At 64.5% G+C, this 21,787-nt stretch carries 17 protein-coding genes; 14 read left to right on the plus strand and 3 right to left on the minus strand.

Going from position 1 to position 21,787, the window contains the following annotated elements:
* Positions 1-15 precede the first annotated feature (15 nt).
* Positions 16-1,425 (minus strand): MFS transporter, encoded by a 1,410-nt coding sequence (locus SB659_RS03080; RefSeq protein WP_284977748.1) that lies wholly within the window; start codon positions 1,423-1,425, stop codon positions 16-18.
* Between the two features lie 293 nt (positions 1,426-1,718).
* Between SB659_RS03080 and SB659_RS03085 the strand changes: the two genes are divergently transcribed.
* The 4 genes from SB659_RS03085 (at position 1,719) to SB659_RS03100 (ending at position 7,636) form a co-directional block, all read left to right on the plus strand.
* The gene (locus SB659_RS03085) at positions 1,719-3,158 is read left to right on the plus strand and encodes an MFS transporter (protein WP_410549446.1); all 1,440 of its coding nucleotides are present in this window, start codon (positions 1,719-1,721) and stop codon (positions 3,156-3,158) included.
* Positions 3,159-5,333 (plus strand): molybdopterin oxidoreductase family protein, encoded by a 2,175-nt coding sequence (locus SB659_RS03090; RefSeq protein ID WP_410549447.1) that lies wholly within the window; start codon positions 3,159-3,161, stop codon positions 5,331-5,333. It abuts the gene before it with no gap.
* On the plus strand, positions 5,330-6,895 hold the full coding sequence (locus SB659_RS03095; protein ID WP_410549448.1) for an FAD-dependent oxidoreductase: 1,566 nt from the start codon (positions 5,330-5,332) through the stop codon (positions 6,893-6,895). Before SB659_RS03090 ends, SB659_RS03095 begins: the two co-directional genes overlap by 4 nt.
* Before the next feature lie 72 nt (positions 6,896-6,967).
* Entirely contained in the window at positions 6,968-7,636 is a 669-nt protein-coding gene (locus SB659_RS03100; protein ID WP_410549672.1) for an MBL fold metallo-hydrolase, read from the plus strand.
* 98 nt (positions 7,637-7,734) lie between these two features.
* Here the strand turns inward: SB659_RS03100 and SB659_RS03105 are convergent, their stop codons facing one another.
* Positions 7,735-9,144, minus strand: a complete 1,410-nt coding sequence (locus SB659_RS03105) for an NAD(P)H-quinone dehydrogenase (protein WP_284977741.1) — start codon at positions 9,142-9,144, stop codon at positions 7,735-7,737.
* Between the two features lie 122 nt (positions 9,145-9,266).
* Here SB659_RS03105 and SB659_RS03110 point away from each other — a divergent pair, with 122 nt between their 5' ends.
* Positions 9,267-10,067: a purine-nucleoside phosphorylase gene (locus SB659_RS03110; protein ID WP_410549673.1), complete on the plus strand. Its 801-nt coding sequence runs from the start codon at positions 9,267-9,269 to the stop codon at positions 10,065-10,067.
* 102 nt (positions 10,068-10,169) lie between these two features.
* Positions 10,170-11,915, plus strand: a complete 1,746-nt coding sequence (locus SB659_RS03115; protein WP_284977739.1) for a phospho-sugar mutase — start codon at positions 10,170-10,172, stop codon at positions 11,913-11,915.
* A 19-nt stretch (positions 11,916-11,934) separates the two neighbouring features.
* Here SB659_RS03115 and nirD read toward each other — a convergent pair whose 3' ends face one another.
* Positions 11,935-12,297 (minus strand): nitrite reductase small subunit NirD, encoded by a 363-nt coding sequence (gene nirD / locus SB659_RS03120; protein ID WP_410549449.1) that lies wholly within the window; start codon positions 12,295-12,297, stop codon positions 11,935-11,937.
* 281 nt (positions 12,298-12,578) lie between these two features.
* On the opposite strand from nirD, the gene nirB reads away from it, so the two are divergent.
* The 8 genes from nirB to SB659_RS03160 all read left to right on the plus strand — a co-directional run bounded on the left by nirB (position 12,579) and on the right by SB659_RS03160 (position 21,682).
* Positions 12,579-15,236 (plus strand): nitrite reductase large subunit NirB, encoded by a 2,658-nt coding sequence (gene nirB / locus SB659_RS03125; protein WP_410549450.1) that lies wholly within the window; start codon positions 12,579-12,581, stop codon positions 15,234-15,236.
* Positions 15,237-15,244: 8 nt separating this feature from the next.
* Positions 15,245-16,276 (plus strand): uroporphyrinogen-III C-methyltransferase, encoded by a 1,032-nt coding sequence (gene cobA / locus SB659_RS03130; protein ID WP_410549451.1) that lies wholly within the window; start codon positions 15,245-15,247, stop codon positions 16,274-16,276.
* A gap of 12 nt (positions 16,277-16,288) precedes the next feature.
* On the plus strand, positions 16,289-17,446 hold the full coding sequence (locus SB659_RS03135; protein WP_410549452.1) for a uroporphyrinogen-III synthase: 1,158 nt from the start codon (positions 16,289-16,291) through the stop codon (positions 17,444-17,446).
* 90 nt (positions 17,447-17,536) lie between these two features.
* Complete coding sequence (locus SB659_RS03140) at positions 17,537-18,247, plus strand: ABC transporter ATP-binding protein (RefSeq protein ID WP_410549453.1); 711 nt, start codon at positions 17,537-17,539, stop codon at positions 18,245-18,247.
* Positions 18,244-19,530: an ABC transporter permease gene (locus SB659_RS03145; protein WP_284977728.1), complete on the plus strand. Its 1,287-nt coding sequence runs from the start codon at positions 18,244-18,246 to the stop codon at positions 19,528-19,530. Before SB659_RS03140 ends, SB659_RS03145 begins: the two co-directional genes overlap by 4 nt.
* Before the next feature lie 194 nt (positions 19,531-19,724).
* Complete coding sequence (locus tag SB659_RS03150) at positions 19,725-20,603, plus strand: FAD-dependent oxidoreductase (RefSeq protein WP_410549454.1); 879 nt, start codon at positions 19,725-19,727, stop codon at positions 20,601-20,603.
* Positions 20,604-20,716: 113 nt separating this feature from the next.
* Entirely contained in the window at positions 20,717-21,409 is a 693-nt protein-coding gene (gene deoC / locus SB659_RS03155) for a deoxyribose-phosphate aldolase (protein WP_284974435.1), read from the plus strand.
* 45 nt (positions 21,410-21,454) lie between these two features.
* Positions 21,455-21,682 (plus strand): hypothetical protein, encoded by a 228-nt coding sequence (locus SB659_RS03160; RefSeq protein WP_284977723.1) that lies wholly within the window; start codon positions 21,455-21,457, stop codon positions 21,680-21,682.
* Positions 21,683-21,787: the final 105 nt, after the last annotated feature.

Here is a 21,787-nt window from a genome sequence, read left to right on the forward strand (position 1 = left end):
GGTGATCCAGAAGCGTTAGGCCACGTTGTTCTCGTAGTCCGTGTGCTTGGTTTCTTTGGACAGGAACAGCGCAATGAGCGTCAGAACTGCCATGGCGCTCAAGTACACACCTACCAGCACGGTGCTGCCCTTACCGAGTTCCCACAGCCACACAGCGATGAACGGGGCCACGGCCGCACCAAGAATGCTGGAGACGTTGTAGCTCACGGCCGAGCCTGTGTAGCGGACGTTGGTGGGGAACAGCTCGGGCAGGAGCGCGCCCATGGGGCCGAAGGTCAAACCCATCAGTGTGAAGCCAACGATGAGCAAGGCCATGGTTCCCGCGAAGCCGCCAGCGAAGAACGGGACGAAGAGCAGGCCGAATACGAAGATCCCGGCCGTGACCGCGATCAGCGTCTTTCGGCGCCCGAATTTCTCCGCGAGCGGCCCGGCGACCAAGGTGAAGATACCGAAGAAGACCACTCCGGCGATCAGCATCCAGAGGAATTCATTGCGGGTAAAGCCCAAGCCCGGAACAAAGGCAGCCGAAGCGGCCTCCGTCATTGGCTTACCCGCCTTGACCGCCGCAGCCTGCGCGCCCGCCAAGGTGGGCTTGGTGCCGTACGTCAGCGTGAAGGTGGTCATGAGGTAGAACAGCACGTAGGTTGCGAGCATGATGAAGGTGCCCAGGATGAGCTGGCGCCAGCTCTTTTTGAAGACCTGGCCGATGGGCAGCTTGGCTACCTCGTTGGACTCGACCACCTTGGTGAAGGCAGGGGTCTCGATGAGCTTGAGGCGGACATACAAGCCCAGGACCACCATGACGGAGCTAAGAAGGAAAGGTACACGCCAGCCCCAGGCGGCAAACGCCGCCGGCGTCAGCGTGTAGCTGAACACCAGGAAGATGACGTTCGCCAGGATGAACCCGATGGGAGCGCCGAGCTGCGGGAACGTCCCGTAGATGGCCCGCTTGTTGGCGGGCGCGTTCTCCGTGGCCAGGAGGGCCGCGCCGCTCCATTCGCCACCCAAAGCCAGCCCCTGCGCGAAACGCAGGACCACCAGCAGGATCGGGGCCAGGAACGTCCACCCGGCAACCTGCGCCGTGGGCAGGCAGCCGATGAGGAACGTGGCAATACCCATAGTGAGCAGAGAGGCCACCAAGGTGCCCTTACGGCCGAACTTGTCACCGAAGTGGCCGAAAATAATGGATCCGAGGGGACGGGCGATGAACGCTACGCCGAAGACGGCAAATGAGCTCAGGAGCTGCGTGGTTTCGTCCGCGGTGGGGAAGAACAGCTTGGGGAACACCAGAACCGCCGCAGTGGCGTAGACGTAGAAGTCGTAGAACTCGATGGATGTGCCGATGAGGCTGGCGAAGATGACCCGGCCCCGTGAGTTCACGGGTTGGGTGGACTCGCCCTCCTTCGAGATAGCGGTGGAAGACATGTAGTGGCAGCTTTCGTTCACGCGCCGATGCTCCGAAGAGCGTGCACGGCGAAGGATTATTCGAGAGTTCAATAATAGTTCCCGCCGTCCACTCGTTGGACAAACAAGTCCACTATGCGGACGCGCCCGAAAGTCTCATCGCTTGGTCGGCGTGCGTCAACCTCACCATGGCCTCACGCTGCCGTGAAAGCCCGGATAGGGGAATGTCACAGCACGTTTACAAACATCGACCGTCCGCGAAATGCGCCAAACCTAGCGTGGAAGGACAACGTCCCCCACCAAGGAGGCACTCCGTGACCGTTGACCCCACCGTAGAAGACCGCCCCGTAAAAGACCCCACCGCAGCTCCCGCCGCAGTAGACCGCCCCGTAGCTCCGACCGCAGGCCTTGAACACCGCCCCGGCCGCTGGATCGCCAACTGGGATGCGGAGAACCCGCACCAGTGGGAGACCGAAGGCAGGTCCATCGCCAAACGCAATCTCTCGTGGTCCATCTTCGCCGAATTCCTCGGCTTCGTTGTCTGGCAGCTCTGGTCCATCGTGGTGGTCCAACTCCCGGCAGCCGGGTTCAGGTTCGATACCAACCAGATCTTCTGGCTCATCTCCATCCCCAGCCTGGTGGGTGCGACACTGCGCATCCCCTACACCTTCATGGTTCCCAGGTTCGGTGGCCGCAATTGGACCATCGTCTCGGCCCTCCTCCTGCTGATCCCCACAACAGGCCTGGCTATCTGTGTATCCAACCCCGCAACCCCGTTCGGTGTCATGCTCTTCGTTGCTGCACTCGCCGGTTTCGGCGGCGGGAACTTCGCCAGCTCAATGGCGAACATCACCTTCTTCTACCCGGCTCGCGAAAAGGGCTGGGCACTCGGACTGAACGCCGCCGGCGGAAACCTGGGTGCCGCCGTCGCGCAGTTGATCGTGCCTATCGCCGTCACGTTGCTCGCGGCCGGAACCGTGAACCTTCCCATCGCCGGATTGATCTGGATTCCGTTGATCGTGGTGGCTGCGTTTGGCGCCTACCGGTACATGAATAACCTCACCAGTGCCAAGGGGGATGCTGCAGGTTCCCTTGCCGCCCTCAAGGAACCGCACTTGTGGGTCATGGCATTCCTGTACATCGGCACTTTTGGCTCCTTCATTGGCTTCGCCGGTGTGTTCCCCAAGCTGATCAAGGACTACTTTCCCGCCTTCTCATCGATCCACGTCGGCGCGGTGGCGCTGTCACTGGCCTTCCTGGGCCCACTGGTGGGCTCACTCGCCCGGCCGTACGGCGGACGCATGGCGGACCGCATGGGCGGCGCCAGGATGACCATCACCTCCTTCGCTGCCATGGCCATCGTCACCCTCACCATGATCTGGACGTTGCCGCTGAAGAACTTCTGGTTGTTCCTCACCTTGTTCCTGGTCCTGTTCGTAGCCAGCGGTTTCGGGAACGGAGCCACGTATCGCATGATCCCGGTCATCTTCGCGACGTCCAGCCGGGCAGCCCGCACCGGAGCCAGCACTGCCGCCACAGCCCGATTGGCAGCTTCCTCGCTCGGGTTGATCTCCGCGATCGGTGCCTACGGCGGATTCGTGATCCCCCAGGTCCTCAACGCCTCCACTACCGTCAGCGGCTCGTACACTCCGGCGTTTTACGGGTTCGTGGGAGCGTACATCCTGATGCTCGCCGTCTGCTGGGCCTGCTACATCCGCCCGGCCCGGAAGCGCAATACGATCGGACACATCTAGATGCCCAACGGCGCCGATACCCACTGCCCTTACTGCGCGCTCCAGTGCGGCATGACGTTGACCCCCGCCCAGCCGCGCGCTGCGAGCCCTGCTGCGGAGTCGGCTGCGATCCTGGACGTTTCCGGGCGCGACTTCCCCACCAACCGGGGCGGCCTGTGCCGCAAGGGCTGGACATCGGCGTCGTTGTTGCACCACACCGGCCGGGTTACCGAGCCGCTGCTCAAAGGATCCGACGGCGTCCACCAACCGATCTCCTGGGACCAGGCGCTCCAGCTCATCACCGCGGCGGTCAAGGACACCCAGCGCGAGTATGGGAACGACGCCGTCGGAGTCTTCGGCGGAGGCGGCCTCACCAACGAGAAAGCGTACATGCTGGGCAAGTTCGCCCGGCTGGCGTTGCGAACGTCCCGCATCGACTACAACGGCCGTTTCTGCATGTCATCGGCAGCAGCTGCGGGCAACCGGGCGTTCGGTGTGGACCGCGGTTTGCCGTTCCCGGTGGCAGATTTGGACACCGCCTCGGTGATCCTCATGCTGGGCTCCAATGTTGCCGAGACCATGCCCCCGTTCGTCCAGCACTTGCAGGGTGCGCGCGACGCCGGCGGCTTGATTGTGGTGGACCCACGCCGCTCGCCCACTGCAGCCTTGACGTCCGACGGCGGCGGCCTCCACGTCCAGCCGACGCCCGGTACCGATTTGGCGCTCCTTTTGGGCATCTCGCACGTCGTGGTCCACGAAGGACTCACGGACCCCGACTTCATCTCCACGCGCACGTCAGGGTATGCCGCCGTCGTCCGCAGCTTGGCAACCTTTTGGCCGGAACGTGTCCAGTCCCTCACGGGCGTCCCGGCACACCTGATCCGTGACACCGCCCGCCTCCTGGCCCAAGGAGCCAAGACCGGCGGCAGCTACATCCTGAGCGGGCGCGGCGTGGAGCAGCACGTGGACGGAACAGACACTGCCACGGCAGCGATCAACCTCAGCCTTCTGTTAGGCCTGCCGGGCTCCTCCCGCAGCGGCTACGGCACACTCACGGGGCAAGGCAACGGCCAAGGCGGGCGGGAACACGGCCAAAAGGCGGACCAGCTTCCCGGGTACCGCAAGATCACCGATCCTGCCGCGCGCGCCCACGTCGCCCGAGTATGGGGAGTCGACGAGTCCCTGATCCCGGGACCCGGGCTGCCCGCCGTCGAACTTCTGAAGTCGCTGGGACAGCCCGACGGCGTCCGCTGCCTCTTCGTGCACGGTGCCAATGTGGTGGTGTCCGCTCCTGACGCCCATGCCGTGACCAAGGGCCTCCGCAGCCTGGACTTCCTGGTGGTTTGCGATTTCTTCCTGTCCGAGACCGCCGCCGAGGCCGACCTGGTCCTGCCGGTGACCCAGTGGGCCGAGGAAGAAGGGACGCTCACCAACCTTGAGGGCCGCGTCATCCGGCGCCGCCGGGCGTTGATGCCTCCCCCCGGCGTCCGGAACGAGCTGTGGCTCATGGCGCAGCTGGCCAAGCTCCTTGAAGCTCCTTCGACGTTCAGCGATGATCCCGAGACGGTCTTCGAAGAGCTGCGCTTGGCTTCTGCCGGCGGTTTGGCCGACTACTCCGGCATCGATTACGCCATGCTGGACCGCGGCGAGGCTGCCTACTGGCCCTACCCGTCGGGGAGCACCGGCACGCCAAGGCTCTTTGGGGACGGCTTCGCCCACGCGGACGGCCGGGCCGTGATGGTTCCGGTGACACCGTCAAAGCGCGTGCGGTCGTTGGCGGACGGGTCGCTCGCGTTGGCAACAGGACGGCTCCTGGAGCACTACCAGTCCGGTGCCCAGACACGCCGGGTTGATGAGTTGTTGGCGGCACAGCCCCAAGCCAGGCTCCTCATCCATCCCGGCACGGCAGCAAGCAGGGACATTTCCGACGGCGACTACGTCACAGTGACCAACGAGCGGGGCGAAGTGCTCTGCCGTGCCGAGCTCAGCACCACCGTTCGGCCGGACACCGTCTTCCTGCCGTTCCATTTCCCCGGCCAGGAGAGCGCCAACCGCCTCACCGAAGCGGTCACGGATCCCATCTCAGGGATGCCGGAATTCAAGACCAGCCGAGCGTGGGTCCGGAAGGCATCAGTCATCAAGGAGGCCGTTCTTGCCGTAACAGGACTGCCGCTGCACGCCAAGGAGGCTTCATGAGCGAGCGCATTGTTGTTGTGGGCTTCGGGCCGGTGGCTGCCCGGCTCGTGGACGATCTGCTCCCCGCCGTCCGCACTGGGCTCGTCCGGTTGCTTGTGGTCGGCCAGGAGACCGAGGCCGCGTACAACCGCGTGATGGTGGCCGAGCTCGGCGTCGGGCGTACCACCGCCGACGCCCTGGCAATGGCCGAGGTTTCGGCCTTGGAGTCCGACGGCGTCGACGTCCGGTTAGGCGTGGCGGTGAAGCGGATCGACCGGGCCCGGCAGCACGTGGTGCTCGCCGACGGGACCTCCGAACACTATGACCGGCTGGTGTTCGCCACCGGCTCCCGTCCCGTGGTTCCCAACCTCACTGGCCTGAATCCCGACCCCACCGGACCTGTGCTGCCGGCGGGGGTCACTGCCCTCCGGGACCTTCGCGACGCCGAGGTACTCCGCTCCGCGGTAGCTGCCGGACAACGCGTAGTGGTGTTGGGCGGTGGCGTGCTCGGCCTGGAAACTGCCCTCGCGGCCGCTGAGGAAGGCGCGCAGGCGACGGTGGTGCACAACGGGCCCTTCCCCTTGGGTCGCAGCATCGACCGCGGCAGCGGCTCCGTGCTCACCGCGAGTCTGCGCGCCGGAGGGGTGCGCGTGGCAGGCAACGCCCGCTCTACCGGCGTCGAAACTGCCGGACCGGGCGGTTCGTTCTCTGCCCTACTTCTTGACGACGGCTCGGCCATTGACGGGGACCTGCTGGTGCTCTCCTGTGGTGTCCGTCCCCGGATCGAACTGGCAGAGGGCTGTGGCCTTCCCGTGGGTACCGGAATCCTGGTGGACCACCACCTCCGGACCTACCACGAGCCCCACATGTTCGCGATCGGCGACTGCGCTGAAGTCCGCTGCCAAGACGCTTCCTGCATCGAGTGCCGAACGGCAAATGGTCCTTCCGGTTTAGTGGGTCCTGGATGGCGTCAGGCGGAATGGTTGGCCGAATACCTCGTGGTGCTGGCGCGGGATGGACAGTCCGCCGCGGATGCCCTTGAGGCACTGCCCAAGGAGAAGCCCGGCGTCGTCATGTTGAAGGCCCGGGGCATTGACCTTGCCGTAGCCGGCGACAACCTTGCCGACCCGTGGGACGAGGAATTGTTGGAAGCAGGCGCTGCGTCCGGCCGCCCCCGCCGGCAGGTCTCCCAGTGGGCGGATCCCGAGCACGGCCGTTACGTGAAGATGACTACCCGCGGCGGGGTGCTCGAAGGGTTCGTGGCGGTGGGCATGCCGCGGACTGCCGCTGAGCTCGTCCTTCTCTTTGAGCGGTCTTCGGAGTTGCCCGCCGACCGGTCGCTGCTGCTGCGTCTGGATGGCCCCGACCAGCTCGATGCCGGCGCCACCAGTAAGGATCCCCAGCGGACGGTGTGCCGTTGTGCCGGGGTGAGCGCGGCCGGCATTGAGGATTCCGTGCTGGAGGGGTGCTCGTCCGTTGCCGAGGTCTCCAAGGCCACCCGCGCGGGCACAGGCTGTGGAAGTTGCCATGATGACATCAAGGGGTTCATTGAGAAGCACTTCCAAGCGACTGCGGCCCACTAGAATTCCCGAGTGAACATCTCCGAACCGGCTCCCGGCGTCCACTTCGTGGAGGGGCCTGCCTCCAACTAGATCATTGTCCGTGACGCCTCAGGCTTCATACTGATCGACGGCGGATACCCTGCGGACCGTGACCTGGTCCTGGAATCCATCCGCGGGCTGGGCCTGGACCCCGCGGACGCTAAAGCCATGCTCATCACCCACGGCCACGTGGACCATACCGGTTGCGCGGCCTACCTGTCCCGAACCTATGGCACCCCCATCCTGTGCTCCCCCGAGGAACTGGCCCACGTCCGCGGCGAAGAAAAGCACCAAGTGACCGTAGGGAAGGTCCTGGCTCGGGCGTGGCGGCCCCGGGTCTTCCGGTGGTTGCTGCACGTCATCAAGGCCAAGGCCCTGCAGGCGGAGCCCGCCGCGCAAGCCCAAGGCTGGAGCGAAGATCAGCTCCGGAGCCTGCCCGGCAACCCCGAAGCCATACTGCTTCCCGGCCATACACCCGGCAACGCTGCTCTGTTGCTGCCCGGTGCCAACGCCATCGCTGTGGGTGATTCGTTTGTCAGCGGCCACCCGATCAGCCCCAAGAACGGGCCACAGATGCTGCACACGATGTACCACTGGGACCCGGCCGCGGCCTTGGCATCGGCCCGGCACTTGCAGGGAATCCAAGCCAACGTGATCCTGCCCGGACATGGTCCTGCATTGCACATGTCCTTGGCCCAGGCCATCGCGGCCTTGCAATCGTAGGTGTCCTGCAGAGCCCGTTTCGATGGCTCGCTGCAGAATGAGCCGTGCGAACGGCATCCTGTGCAGCGGAGCCCCGAAACGGGCCGCCAGCGGTGAAACTACATGTGCACGTGCAAGCGCCGCGCAGCCTCGGAGATGGATCCTGTGAGCGACGGGTACACCGTGAAAGCGCTGGCAAGGTCATCCACATGGAGCTTCTGCGTCACGGCCAAGGAAATCGGGAAGATGAGCTCGGAGGCATTCGGGCCCACCACTACCCCACCGATCACAGTGCCTGATCCCTTGCGCGCGATCACCTTGACGAAACCGTCTTTGCTGTTGCGCATCTTGGCCCGGGCGTTGCTGAGGAGGGACAACATGACCACGTCGCCCTGGTACTTTCCCGAGGCAAGGTCGGCCTCGGAGACACCCACCGAAGCAATCTCCGGGGACGTAAAGATGTTGGACGCCACCTGGTTGAGCTTGAGCGGCTTCACGCCGTCGCCCATGAAGTGTGCAATGGCGATCCGGCCCTGCATCGCGGCAACCGAGGCAAGGGCGAAAACGCCGGTGCAGTCTCCGGCAGCATAGACGTTCGGTGCGGTGGTGCGGGACACGCCATCGACCTTGATGTGGCCGGACTCGGTCAGCGCAACCCCTGCTTCTTCCAGGCCCAAGCCCGCGGTGTTCGGAATGGAGCCTACGCACACCAGGCAGTGCGAGCCGGTCACCACCGATCCGTCACCCAAGGTGACCTTGACGCCGTCGTCCGTTCGCTCAACCGCGTTGGCGCGGGTTCGGGACAAAACGCGGACGCCGCGGCGTTCGAAGACGCCTTCCAGAAGCTTGGCGGCGTCGGTGTCCTCACCCGGAAGGACCTGGTCGCGGCTGGAAATGAGGGTGACTTTTGAGCCGAGACCGTTGTACGCGGAAGCGAACTCGGCGCCGGTGACACCGGAACCCACCACGATCAGTTCCTCGGGGAGTTCGTCCAGGTTGTAGATCTGCGCCCAGTTGAGGATGCGTTCGCCGTCGGGCTTGGCAGTGGGCAGTTCGCGGGGATGGGCGCCGACGGCGAGCAAGACGGCGTCCGCGTCGATGGTGCGGGTGCCGTCGATGGTGAGCACCTCGATGGTGTTGCTGTCCAGGAGCTTGCCGGAGCCGATGACGATCTCCACGCCGAGGCGTTCCAGGCCGGCCCGGATATCGTTGGACTGTCCGCGGGCCAAATTCAGCACACGGTTGTTGATGTGCTTCAGGTCAGCGCGGGGCTGGGAGTTGCCGCCGTCGCCGTCGAACTTCACGCCCAGCTCATCGGCCTCACCGACCCGGGTCATGAGGTCCGCGGTAGCGATCAGGGTCTTGGAAGGCACGACGTCGGTCAGGACGGCGGAGCCGCCGAGGCCGGCCCGCTCAACAATGGTGACGTGTGCGCCGAGCGAAGCGGCCACCATAGCGGCCTCATATCCGCCGGGACCACCTCCAAGGATCGCGATACGGGGGGCACTGAAATCAACTTGGGTGGTCACAATCCTCAATTCTTGCTCATTGCACCGTCCGCTGCCACTCAGCCCACCCAGGACCGTGATTCCGCGCCTACCAAAGTACTTCGCGGGCACGGTAGCTTGTACCAGTGAGTACCACTGAGCTGATGAACACTGACCCTTTCGAAGCCGCCCGCACGGCCGCCGACTTCATAGCAACCGAGACCGGGATCGAGTCCCATGACGTGGCACTTGTCCTCGGATCGGGTTGGGCGGAGGCTGCCGACCTCATTGGCGAAACGACCGCCACCTTGAACGCATCGGAAGTTCCCGGCTTCCACAAACCAGCCGTGGTGGGCCATGTGGGAACCATCAGGTCCGTACTGACCAAAGAGGGAAAGCGGGCACTGGTCCTTGGCGCCCGGACGCACTATTACGAAGGCCGCGGGGTCAGGTCCGTGGTCCACGGTGTGCGCACCGCGGCTGCCGCGGGCTGCAAAACCCTGGTCCTCACCAATGGGTGCGGCGGGCTCAACGAGGGCTGGGCCCCCGGCACCCCGGTACTGATCAGCGACCATATCAACCTCACGGCAACGTCCCCCCTTGAGGGAGCAACGTTCGTTGACCTCACGGATCTCTACTCGTCCCGCCTGCGTGGATTGGCCCGCGAGGTCGACCCCTCGCTGCAGGAAGGCGTGTATGCCCAGTTCACCGGCCCACACTACGAAACCCCGGCAGAAGTCCAGTACGCCAAGAGGATCGGCGCGGACTTGGTGGGCATGTCCACAGCCTTGGAGGCCATCGCCGGGCGACACGCCGGCATGGAAGTGTTCGGCATCTCACTTGTCACCAACCTCGCCGCCGGGATCAGCCCCGTGCCACTGAGCCACGCCGAAGTCCTCGAGGCGGGCCACACTGCCGGCAAGCGCATCTCCAAGCTGCTGGCGGAGATCATCGCCAAGCTCTAACTCCCGCCGAGGGGCGGGATCTCACCCTTTAAGACCACTCATAAGGGCGAGATCTCACCCCTCGTTGCTGTTGAGGTGGCCAATGAGGATAGTTTGGTCCCTATGACATCAAGCGATGCCGGCCTCGACCAACTACTCACCGACGCCCGCAAGTGGGCGGCCCAAGATCCCGATGCGGTGACCTCGGCCGCGCTCGTGGAGCTGGCCGACCTCGCCGCCGCTGGTGACGCGGCTGCGAGGCAGGAACTGGCCGACAGCTTCAACGGCACCCTGCAATTCGGCACGGCAGGGCTTCGCGCAGCGCTCGGGCCCGGACCCAACCGGATGAACCGGGTGGTGGTCCGCCGGGCAGCGGCAGGCCTGGCGGCTTTCCTCACCGAGGCCGTAGCTGCTGCGGCCCCCGGGACCCGGCCGCGCGCCGTCGTCGGTTTCGACGCCCGCTACAACTCGGATATTTTCGCCCAAGAAACAGCGGCCATTTTTACGGCTGCAGGCTTCGAGACGTTCCTCATGCCCGCCGCGCTGCCGACGCCGTTGCTGGCCTACGCGGTCAGGAAGCTGGAGTGTGACGGCGGAGTGATGGTCACCGCCAGCCACAACCCGCCGCAGGACAACGGGTACAAGGTCTACCTGGGGCGGCACGCCGTCCCGGAGTCGGGCCGCGGCTCGCAGATCGTGGCGCCGTACGACGCCGGGATCGCGGCGAAGATCGACGCCGTCGGAACGCTCGACTCGATCACGCTGGCAGACGACGGTTGGACGGTGCTGCCGACGTCCATCACTGCCGAATACCAAACAGCCATGGCAGGACTGGTGGATCGGGAGAACTTCCCCGCCAGGGACCTCAAAATCGTGCTGACCCCGATGCACGGAGTGGGCGGTGAGACTGCTGTTTCGGTGCTTTCGGCTGCCGGCTTCACGGACGTCACATTGGTGGCCGAACAGGCGGAGCCGGACCCGGACTTCCCCACCGTGGCCTTCCCTAACCCGGAGGAGCCGGGCGCGCTGGACCTGGCGTTGGCGGCCGCCGCTGAGTCGGGCGCGGACATAGTCCTTGCCAACGACCCCGACGCCGACCGCGCTGCAGTCGCCGCACTGGACCCCGCGACGGGAGCTTGGCGAATGCTGCGCGGGGACGAAGTGGGCGCGCTATTGGGTTCTCATGTCGTTGCCAGGCTGGCCGTCCGGGAACAGGCGGAGCAGGGTGCCAGGGTCTTTGCGAACTCGATCGTTTCCTCACGGCTTCTTGCCCGGATCGCCGCATCCGCAGGATTCGCCCATGAAGAGACCCTCACGGGCTTCAAATGGATCTCCCGCGTGCCGGGCCTGACCTACGGGTATGAGGAAGCGCTGGGCTACTGCGTGGCACCGGACCTGGTCCGCGACAAGGACGGCATCTCGGCCGCGGTCCTGATCGCTGAGCTTGCCGCCACGGCCAAGGCTGAAGGACGGACAATTTTCGATACCTTGGATGATCTCTACCTGGTCCACGGGTTGCACGCGAGCGACCAGTTGAACATCCGCGTGGCTGACCTGGGGCTTCTGGACGCGATGATGAACCGGCTGCGGGTCAATGCGCCGGAAGCGTTCGCGGGTTCCGCCGTCGAGGTTTTCACGGACCTGGCCGAAGGCAGCGATGCCCTGCCGCCAACGGACGGACTGCTGTACCTCACGCGGGACCAGACGCGCGTGATCATCCGGCCAAGCGGCACCGAACCGAAGCTGAAGTGCTACCTCGAAGTCATCCAACCCGTGGAGTCCGCAGCGGAACTTCCCGCTGCCCGGCAGGCTGCGCGGGCGTCCTTGGACGACGTCCTGCGGGACGTCAGCGAGGCCCTGGGCTTGTAAGGACTGTGAGGAACCGGGCCTAAAGTGCCACTTCCACGTAGCCGTCCACCAGCCGGGTGGCGAACGTGGGCAACGTCAGGTCCGGGCGCGTCAAGCACTCACCGGTGTGGAGGTCGTACACCTCTTTATGCAGCGGCGATGCGATGGTTGGCCTGTTCCCGCGGGATCCAACGATGCCTCGCGCCATGACATTTGCCAGGGTGGCGGGGTCTTGTTGGGCGACGGCGGACACCGTGCCGTCCGCGGTGCGGAACAGTGCAACTTGGCGGCCGGCCACCAGGGCCGCTTCGCCCCACGCAAGCTCCAATTCATCGAGCGGGCACACGCGGTGCCATGTAGCGGTTGCTTCCAGGTCCTTTGCGCGGTCCAGAATTATGGTCATTGCAGCCCCTCTCACTGGGCCCGGACGCCGGCCGTTCCTGCCGTCAATTCCGGGACATCGGCCACGGTCGCGGCCACCCCTCCACGCTAAAACCCGGGTGTTTCACCGGCGGTGCGCCTTTGTGTCGGGTGGGTAAAAGAGACCTCACGCCCCCGGAAATGCGTTCGTGATGCAGAAGTTAAGATCACGAAACATAAGGGAAACTGAAGCGAAATTGCCCGTCCCTAGGCTGGAGCACAAGCTGCGGAGAACCGTCTGCAGCATTTGCGAAAGGCCCACCAGTGACCGGACACACCTCAAGCGCAGGGAACCCGCGCCGCATCGTCGTCGTCGGAGGCGGCCCTGCTGCCCACCGCTTTGTTGACGCCATGTACACCCGAGGCCTTGACGGCTGGCAGGTCACCGTGCTGACCGAAGAGGCCCACCTGCCCTATGACCGCGTAGCACTGAGCAGGGCACTGACGGAAGCGGACGTGGACCTCACGTTGGGCGAGGCCTCCATGTGGGACCACGATGCCTTGACCCTGGTCACCGGCGAGCGCGCTGTGAGGATTGATCCCGCTGGCAAGAGCGTCCTCACCGCCGCAGGTAACAAGTACCACTACGACCAGCTGGTTGTGGCATCCGGTTCGGACGCTGCCCGCCTCCCCATTCCCGGGGCGGAGCACACCCATGTGTACCGGACGCTGGAGGACGTGTGGGCCATCAACAAGGCCCTTGCCGAGCTCCGCCAAAAATTGGGCCGGAAGGTCAAAGCGGTCACCATTGGCGGTGGTTTGTTGGGCCTTGAGTCCGCTGCCGGCACCGAACAGCTTGGGGCGACCCCCATTGTCATCAACGGCTCACCCTGGCTGATGAACACGCAGTTGGATCAAGGTGCCGGACAGGCGTTGGGCCGTCTCATCGAAGCCAAGGGCTTTGAAGTCCACGGCGGCGTGTTCCCCTCGGAGGTACTGACGGACGACGACGGCCAAGTCACCGGTGTCCTCATGGCGGACGGCAGGACCATCGAGGCGGACCTCGTGATCGTCGCTATCGGCGTCCGGCCGCGCGATGACCTGTTCCGTGCGGCTGAGGGCGAAGAACAGATCTTCAGCTTGGGCCAGCGTGGCGGCGTGGTCATCAATGACTTCTGCGCCACGGAGGTGGACGGTATCTGGGCCATCGGCGAGGTGGCCAACTACGGGGGCATGTGCTTGGGCCTCGTGGCGCCGGCCAACACCATGGCGGAGATCGTTGCGGACCGCCTTCACGGTGGCGAAGCAACGTTCCCGGGCTTTGATACGGCCACCAAACTCAAGTTGTCCGGCGTCGATGTTGCCAGCTTCGGTGACGCGTTCGCCAAGACCGAGCACGCCCTGGAAGTCGTTTACGCCGACCCTGCCCGTGGGGTCTACCAGAAGATCGTCACTACCGACGACGCCAAGACCCTGCTGGGTGGCATTTTCGTGGGCGACGCTTCCCCGTACATGAGTCTGCGCCCGCTTCTGGGCCGTGAACTTCCCGCCGAGCCGGGGGCATACCTGAGCGCTGCCGGCGGAGGGGAAGCGCCGGAAACCGAACTCCCGGACGACGCGATCCTGTGCTCGTGCAACAACGTGGCTGCGGGCACTATCCGTGACGCCATTAACGGTTGCGGTGCCTGCGAGGGCGAGTCCCCCGTGCGGGAATTGGCTGAGCTGAAGGGCTGCACCCGCGCCGGCACGCAGTGCGGTTCGTGCGTGCCGATGCTGAAGAAGCTCCTTGAAGGTGAGCTGACCAAGTCCGGCATCGAGGTTTCCAAGGCGCTCTGCGAACACATCAGCCTGTCCCGGCAGGAACTCTTTGACGCCATCCGCGTCCTGGAGCTCACCTCGTTCGAGGACATCATGGCCAAGTACGGCACCGGAGCGGGCTGCGATATCTGCAAGCCGACCATCGCCTCCATCCTCGCCAGCCAGCACTCCGCGTACGTCCTTGATGAGGGCCGTGGCTCGCTGCAGGACACCAATGACCGGGCGCTGGCGAACATGCAGAAAGACGGCACCTATTCCGTGGTTCCGCGCATTGCCGGTGGCGAGATCACGCCCAAGGGCCTCGGCGTGATCGCGGCCGTTGCGGAGAAGTACAAGCTGTACACCAAGATCACCGGAGGCCAGCGTATCGATATGTTTGGTGCCCGCTTGGAACAACTCCCGGAGATTTGGAAAGAACTGGTGGATGCCGGCTTCGAGTCCGGCCAGGCGTACGGCAAGAGCCTGCGGACGGTGAAGTCCTGCGTGGGCTCCACGTGGTGCCGTTTCGGAGTGCAGGACTCGGTAGCGATGGCGATCGCCTTGGAGCTGCGGTATCGGGGTCTGCGTAGCCCCCACAAGCTGAAGATGGGTGTTTCCGGCTGCGCCCGCGAATGCGCAGAAGCCCGCGGAAAGGACGTTGGAGTCATTGCCACAGCCGACGGATGGAACCTGTACGTGGGTGGTAACGGTGGGGCAACCCCGGCGCACGCGCAGCTCCTCGCGAAGGACCTGGACGACCAAACCCTGCTCAAGTACATCGACCGCTACCTCATGTATTACATCCGTACCGCGGACCGCCTCCAGCGCACCGCGCGCTGGCAGGAGGAGCTCGACGGCGGGATCAAACACGTTGAGGAGGTGGTGGTCCATGACTCGTTGGGAATCGCCGAAGAGCTCGAAGCCGCCATGGCCAAACACATCGACACGTACCAGGATGAGTGGGCCGAAACCCTGAAGGATCCCGAGCGCCTGCGCCGTTTTCGGTCCTTCGTCAACGCACCGGACCAGAAGGACGAATCCATCTCCTTTGTTCCCGAGCGTGGCCAGATCAGGCCTGCCACTCAGGAAGAAAAGGGCGGCGTGCTCATCGCGTCGAGCATCCCGATCCGCCAAAGCAGCGGCATCCAAAACAGCGCCATCCAAAACAGCGCCGGCGAAAACTAGGGGGAACCGTGCAGCTCACCATTGACCTCACCGGCCGCAACGTTTGGGTCGCCGGATCTGACCGCGCCGCCCGGCAGGCCGTCCGCCGTTACGAACACGCCGGCGCCGTGGTGCACCGCCTATCGAACCCCGGGATGGGGGACGCCGGGCCCCTCCCCCAGAGGCCGTTCCTCGTCGCGCTAGTGGACGACGGCGATCCGGGCTGGGTTCCGTTGGTGCAGCACTGCCGCGAGGCCGGAGTCCCGGTGGCCTTTGAACCTCCCGCCGGCGCGGAAGGACACGTGACCTTGGTCGGTGGCGGACCTGGCGCCCTGGCCCTTCTCACCGTCGGTGCGGTCGAGGCGTTGCGGGATGCCGACGTCGTGTTTTACGACCGCTTGGCGCCCTACCGGGAACTTGATGCCCTGACATCTGCGGAACTGGTCGATGTGGGCAAGCAGCCGGGGCTGCACAGGGTGACGCAACGGGACATCGAGAAGCTCATGGTCGAGGCTGCCCTGCTGGGCAAGAACGTGGTCCGGCTCAAGGGTGGAGATCCTTATGTGTTCGGTCGCGGCGGTGAGGAGGTGGCCGCCTGCATCGCCGCCGGTGTGCCGGTACGGGTCATCTCAGGCGTCACCAGCGCCATTTCGGTCCCGGCGGCCGCGGGTATCCCTGTGACCCATCGCGAAGTCAGCCACATGTTCACGGTGGTGTCCGGCCATGCGCCACTGTCCGAGAAGGAACTCACCCATCTGGCCGGGCTCGGCGGCACGATCGTGGTGCTCATGGGTATTGGCACGCTTCCGCAACTGGCGGCAGGCCTTCGCCGCGCCGGGATGAAACCGGAGATGCCGATGGCCGTAGTGGAGCGAGGCTACCGGCCCGGGCAACGCACCACCATTGCCGATCTCGGTACGATTGAAACGGCAGCGAGCGGCTGCAGCAACCCGGCCGTCCTGGTTATCGGCGAGGTAGTCAGGGTGGCCGAAGCCAACCGAAACCACACCGAAGCATCCGCTGAACTGAGCCGGCTCGCGGCTTCACTCATTGAAGCCTGAAGGTAAGAACACATGACTGTTGCACGCGTCCTCGAAGCCGTCGGCCCTGCCACCACTCCCGCACTCGCCGAACCCGCGGACCTGCCGCTGGACGGGTTTCGCATCGGAGTAACCTCGCACCGCCGTTCCCAAGACCTCATCGAGGCCTTGGAACGCCGTGGCGCGGCTGTGCTCCACGCTCCCGCGCTCAAGATCGCCCCCGTCCAGGAGGACATGGTCCTGATCGAGGACACGCGCACCATCATCGCAGCCAAACCGGACATCTGCATCGCCACCACGGCTTACGGAATGCGCCGCTGGTGCGAGGCTGCCGACTCCTTTGGAATCGGCGAACAACTCCTCGAGACACTGTCCGCGTGCCGCATGTTCGTTCGCGGACCAAAGGCCCGCGGTGCCGTGCGCGCGGCAGGCCTTGCCGACGTCGGAATCAGCAGCGACGAAACCACCGCAACGCTCGTTGACATGCTCCTGGTGGAGGGAGTCCGCGGCAAAACCGTGGCCGTCCAGCTCCATGGCTACACCGACGTCCGGCAGCTGGAGCGGCTCCGGATGTCCGGGGCCACGGTGCTGACAGTGGCGCCTTACCGTTGGGTCAAGCCCGACGGCGAGGACAAACTCCCCCGCCTGATCGAGGCCGTCTGCAGCGGGAACCTGGACGTCCTGACTTTCACAAGCGCTCCCGCAGTGGACGCCATGTGGAGCACCGCGCACGAGAGGGGCTTGTACCGCCAACTCGTGGACGCCCTCAAAGGGCCGGTGACCGTTGCCGCCGTCGGGCCGGTCACCGCGCAGCCACTGCTCGACGCCGGACTGGCGCCACTGATCCCGGACCGCTACCGGATGGGTGCACTCATCCGCCTGGTGACCGAACATCTCTCGTTGAACCATGTGCGCCGTTTGGAGACCAAGGGCTCCACGATCGAGTTGCGCGGGAGGTGCCTGCGGATCAACGGCAAAGCAGTGGAACTCGCCCCTGCACCCCTCTTGCTCCTTAGGGCGCTCCTGGGGGCTGGCGGTGCCGTGCTGTCCAGGGAGGCCCTCTCCGACCTTCTGGATCTGCGCGGTTCAGTGCATGCCTTGGACATGACCGTGAGCCGGCTCCGCTCCGCGCTCCCGGATGGAAAGCTCATTGAAACCGTGGTGAAGCGCGGGTACCGGCTGCGGGCCTAGGTTCGGAACCCTCAGGATTCTGAAAGTTTCGCCGTGTAGGTTACCTATTACTGCTCTGGCACTGCTTGTCTCCAGTGCTTGCGACTCCTGATGGGAACCTCTGTGCCTGTACCGATTTTGTCCACCCGCGACCTGACTAAGACGTACGGTCGCGGTCCGGACCGCTTCGACGCCCTGAAGGGCGTCTCCCTCGAGATCGACCGTGGTGATTCCGTAGCCATCGTAGGGAAGAGCGGGTCCGGCAAGTCCACCCTGATGCACTTGCTCGCCCTGCTCGATACGCCCGGAGGAGGTGAAGTACACGTTGGCGGCACAGACGCCAAGACCCTGACAGCGCGCAAGCTCAATACCCTTCGGAACCAGATGTTCGGCTTCGTGTTCCAACAGTTCTTCCTCAACCACACCTCCAGCGTGTTGGAGAACGTGGTCCTGCCACTGAAAATTGCAGGCGTTGGCGCGCGGGAACGGCGCATCCGCGGCATGGCCGTCCTGGAACAGCTTGAACTGGCAGACAAGGCCCGGAATAAGGCGGGCAACCTTTCCGGCGGCCAAAAGCAGCGGGTGGTGATCGCCCGCGCCCTGGCAAACAACCCACAGGTCCTCTTCGCCGACGAGCCCACCGGAAACCTCGATACCGCCACCGGACGGATCGTCGAAGACATCCTCTTCGACCTCAACCAGAACCAGGGCATCACCTTGATCACGGTCACCCACGACCACGACCTCGCAGCCCGCTTCAACCGACGCCTCTTCATCCGCGATGGGAAGCTGATCACCACCGATGAGGAGCACGCGGCATGAAACCGCTTGAAACAATTAAAACGGCAATCTCCAACAGCTTCCGCAGCAAGCTCCGCACCACGCTGACCATCCTGGCCATCTTCGTCGGGGCTTTTACCCTGACCATCACCAACGGCCTGGGTACCGGTATTTCCAACTACATAGACGCCCAGATTGCTGCAGTGGGGCCGAGCAACGCCTTCACCGTTACCAAGACCGACACCAGCACGGACGCCGGATCCGGACCAAAGAAGTACGACCCGAACACCAGGGTCATCGCCGTGGGCGGAAGGCCAGGATCCACCCAATTGGCCCTCACCCAAGCCGACCTCGACAAAATGGCCACCATTCCGGGAATCACCAGCGTTTCCCCCGTCACCCGGCTCAACACCGCTTACATCCAGTGGAACAACAAAGACAAGTACCAGCTCAGCATCAGTCCCCTGGCCGGAGCCCATCCCCCGCTGGCCGCCGGCACGGCCATGGACGACACCGGAAGCCAGGCCCAGATCACCCTTCCTTCTAACTACGTGGTGCCACTGGGGCTTACTGACAACGCCCACGCGATCGGCCAAGACATCACCATCGGGATCCTGGACGTCACCGGCACGATGCACACCGTGACGGCCACAATCCAGGGCGTGGAAGAAAACGCCCTGCTCGGCAGCGGCGGCGCGCTTGCCAATAAGGCACTCACGACGGCGCTCGACGGCGCGCAGAACACCGGCGCGCCCGCCGTCGGACTCCAGACCTGGACCGCAGCCACAGCAGCCTTCACCCCCACCAATTCGCGCGCCGTCAACGACATGAAGTCCCAACTCAGCGCCGCTGGCTACACGGCCCAGACGTTGGATGACCGCATCGGCACCGTGAAAACGGTCATCAATGGAATCATCGGCGTCCTGGACGCCTTCGCGATCATCGCGCTGGTGGCCGCGGGGTTCGGCATCGTTAACACCTTGCTGATGTCCGTTCAGGAACGCACCCGCGAAATCGGACTCATGAAGGCCATGGGAATGGGCAGCGGATCTGTCTTTGCCCTGTTCAGCACAGAAGCCGCGTTCATCGGGCTCCTCGGCAGCCTGATTGGATCAGCCGTAGCCATCGGCCTGGGGACCGTGGTCAGCGGCGTCCTCGCCCGTGGCCCGCTGAGCGATCTCTCCGGGCTGCAGATCCTCAGCTTCGCCCCCGGACCTGTCGCCGGAGTGATCATCCTGGTCATGGCCATAGCTTTCATTGCCGGTACGCTTCCGGCTGCCCGTGCCGCGCGCCAAAATCCGATCGACTCCCTGCGGTACGAATAGTCACCGTCGCATAGTCCCCGTCGCCGCCTGACGCAGCGGTGTGACGCGGCCGTGTGACGCAGCTTATTACCGCCGGGTAAACAGCTCGCTACGGATCGCCCATCAATGGCAACAGCGCGGAAACACCCGCGAAAAGCAGTCCCCCTACGCTGATGATCAACAGCACCAAACAGGTCATAGCGAAAGGGCCAGACATGTCCGCTACCCCGTCCGAAGTTTCCCCTCACGTCGTCATTGCGGGGGCGGGTCCCGCCGCGCAGGCGCTGGTGCGGAGGCTCGCAGGAACAGCCGGCGGCGACCGCACCTTCAGGGGAACCATCACACTGCTCAGCAACCGGGACGACTACCCGCAGACACTCCTTGAAATAGCGGAACTTCCCCACGTCTCCGTCCGCTTCGGCCAAGCAGCAAGCTTCATCGACGCAGGGGCCAAGATCGTGACCACAACGGACGGCATGGAATTCTCCTACGACCAGCTCGTCATCGCCACCGGTTCGGCGCCCGTGCTCCCACCGGTGGCGGGTGCCGAAGCAGGCCTCAGCTACTCCACCATCGACGACGCCGCCGGCCTCGGCGAGGCTGTGAAGGACATCGCCGGCACCGTGGGGCGCCGACCTCTGGGCATCCTCGTTGGCACCGGACCTGCTGCGGGCCAGGCCGAGGCTGTGTTGCGGGCCCGCGGTGTCCGTCCCGTGCGGACAACGCTTCGGCCAGCCGCCGTCGTCAACTCCGCAGCGGTTCCCGAGGCTGTTCCCGCTACCCGGGCCACTGGCATCCTCTTCGAGGACGGCAGCAGCATGAAGGGCGACCTTGTGGTCATCGCCGAGGAAAGAGTCGCCCGCAATGAGCTCGCCTTGAGTGCCGGCCTCGACATCGGGCACGACGGCGGCATCGCAGTCGGGCGCAACCTCGCCACCTCCTTGCCTGGAATCTGGGCTATCGGCGATGCCGCATCCTGTGACGGCTTCCGGCTCGGTTTGCTCCTCTCAGCGGAGTCCTCGGCGATGCTGTGCGCATCGGGCATCCTGTCAGCTGCGATGGGTGCCGAACGGGAGGCCCTTCAAGCGGCGTGAGAACGTCCGGCGTCGCCCAAATCCACCATGACAGGTGTGGCAAGATGGTCATCTGACGGGCTGTGACAACCCTGCGGCCACCGGGCCGGCCACGCCCTGCACGGAAGGATCCCATGAGCTACGAAGCCGTCGCCCCTGCTAGCATCGCCGCCTACATTGACCACACGCTCCTCAAGCCGGAAGCCAGCGAGGATGACATCCTCAAGGTCTGTGCTGAGGCTGTGGAATATAAGTTCAAATCGGTGTGCGTCAACCCCATCTGGGTCAAGACTGTCCGCAAGGCCCTTAAAGGTTCCGGGGTGCTGACGTGTTCAGTGATCGGCTTCCCGTTCGGTGCCACGCCGAGTGACGTCAAGGCTTTCGAAGCCCGGGGCGCAGTACTCGACGGCGCCAACGAAATCGACATGGTGATCAACATGGCCGCGGCACGTGCCAAGGACAAAGGCGCGCTCGTGGACGACATCAAAACGGTGGCTGAGACAGTCCATGCGGGTGAAGCAATCCTGAAGGTCATCATCGAAACCTCCATGCTGACCGATGAGCAAAAGGTGATCGCATGCGAGGCGGCGGCAGAAGCCGGTGCCGATTTCGTCAAGACCTCCACCGGGTTCAATGGCGGCGGGGCTACAGCGGAGGATGTCGCCCTCATGCGCAAGACAGTGGGCCCCGACATGGGCGTCAAGGCCTCCGGCGGAGTGCGCTCGCTGGCTGACGCACAGGCTATGATTGCTGCAGGTGCAACACGTATCGGAGCGAGTTCCGGAATTGCCATCGTCAACGGTGAACAAGGTTCATCCAGCTACTGAGGCGTCCGTAACTGATTTTGAGCCCCGCGGGGCAAGGAGGAATGAATGTCCAAGGAAGCAACAAGCGCCCCCATTGAAAATGAGAACCACCTCGGTACGAGCATTATCCTGTTCGTCATCATGATGGTCCTTTTCCTTGGCGCCATCTTCTCCCTTACTTTCCTCACCTTGGACAACGTTTGGCCAATGGCGGTTTGCTTGATCCTGTTTGCGCTCGCTTTCTGGATTCCCCAGACCGTCCTGGGCCGCTCTGACTCGGCCGGCGAAAGCTAAAACTTCCCATGATGCTTCATATGGCCCGGGCTCCTGCCCGGGCCATGCCTGATTAAGGACACCGTACGGCTCATTAGCGTGAAACCCGGCAAGATAGGCTGATGC

The organism is Arthrobacter sp. SIMBA_036 (assembly GCF_046535135.1).
Taxonomy (GTDB): Bacteria; Actinomycetota; Actinomycetes; order Actinomycetales; family Micrococcaceae; genus Arthrobacter.

Excerpts from the sequence above, each read along its gene's own strand:
- nirD (WP_410549449.1), bottom strand. The coding sequence starts at position 12,297 with ATGACCATAATTCTGGACCGCGCAAAGGACCTGGAAGCAACCGCTACA.
- deoC (WP_284974435.1), top strand. The coding sequence starts at position 20,717 with ATGAGCTACGAAGCCGTCGCCCCTGCTAGCATCGCCGCCTACATTGAC.
- SB659_RS03135 (WP_410549452.1), top strand. The coding sequence starts at position 16,289 with ATGACTGTTGCACGCGTCCTCGAAGCCGTCGGCCCTGCCACCACTCCC.
- SB659_RS03080 (WP_284977748.1), bottom strand. The coding sequence starts at position 1,425 with ATGTCTTCCACCGCTATCTCGAAGGAGGGCGAGTCCACCCAACCCGTG.
- SB659_RS03090 (WP_410549447.1), top strand. The coding sequence starts at position 3,159 with ATGCCCAACGGCGCCGATACCCACTGCCCTTACTGCGCGCTCCAGTGC.
- SB659_RS03140 (WP_410549453.1), top strand. The coding sequence starts at position 17,537 with ATGGGAACCTCTGTGCCTGTACCGATTTTGTCCACCCGCGACCTGACT.
- SB659_RS03150 (WP_410549454.1), top strand. The coding sequence starts at position 19,725 with ATGTCCGCTACCCCGTCCGAAGTTTCCCCTCACGTCGTCATTGCGGGG.
- SB659_RS03115 (WP_284977739.1), top strand. The coding sequence starts at position 10,170 with ATGACATCAAGCGATGCCGGCCTCGACCAACTACTCACCGACGCCCGC.
- SB659_RS03160 (WP_284977723.1), top strand. The coding sequence starts at position 21,455 with ATGTCCAAGGAAGCAACAAGCGCCCCCATTGAAAATGAGAACCACCTC.
- SB659_RS03145 (WP_284977728.1), top strand. The coding sequence starts at position 18,244 with ATGAAACCGCTTGAAACAATTAAAACGGCAATCTCCAACAGCTTCCGC.
- SB659_RS03110 (WP_410549673.1), top strand. The coding sequence starts at position 9,267 with ATGAACACTGACCCTTTCGAAGCCGCCCGCACGGCCGCCGACTTCATA.
- SB659_RS03095 (WP_410549448.1), top strand. The coding sequence starts at position 5,330 with ATGAGCGAGCGCATTGTTGTTGTGGGCTTCGGGCCGGTGGCTGCCCGG.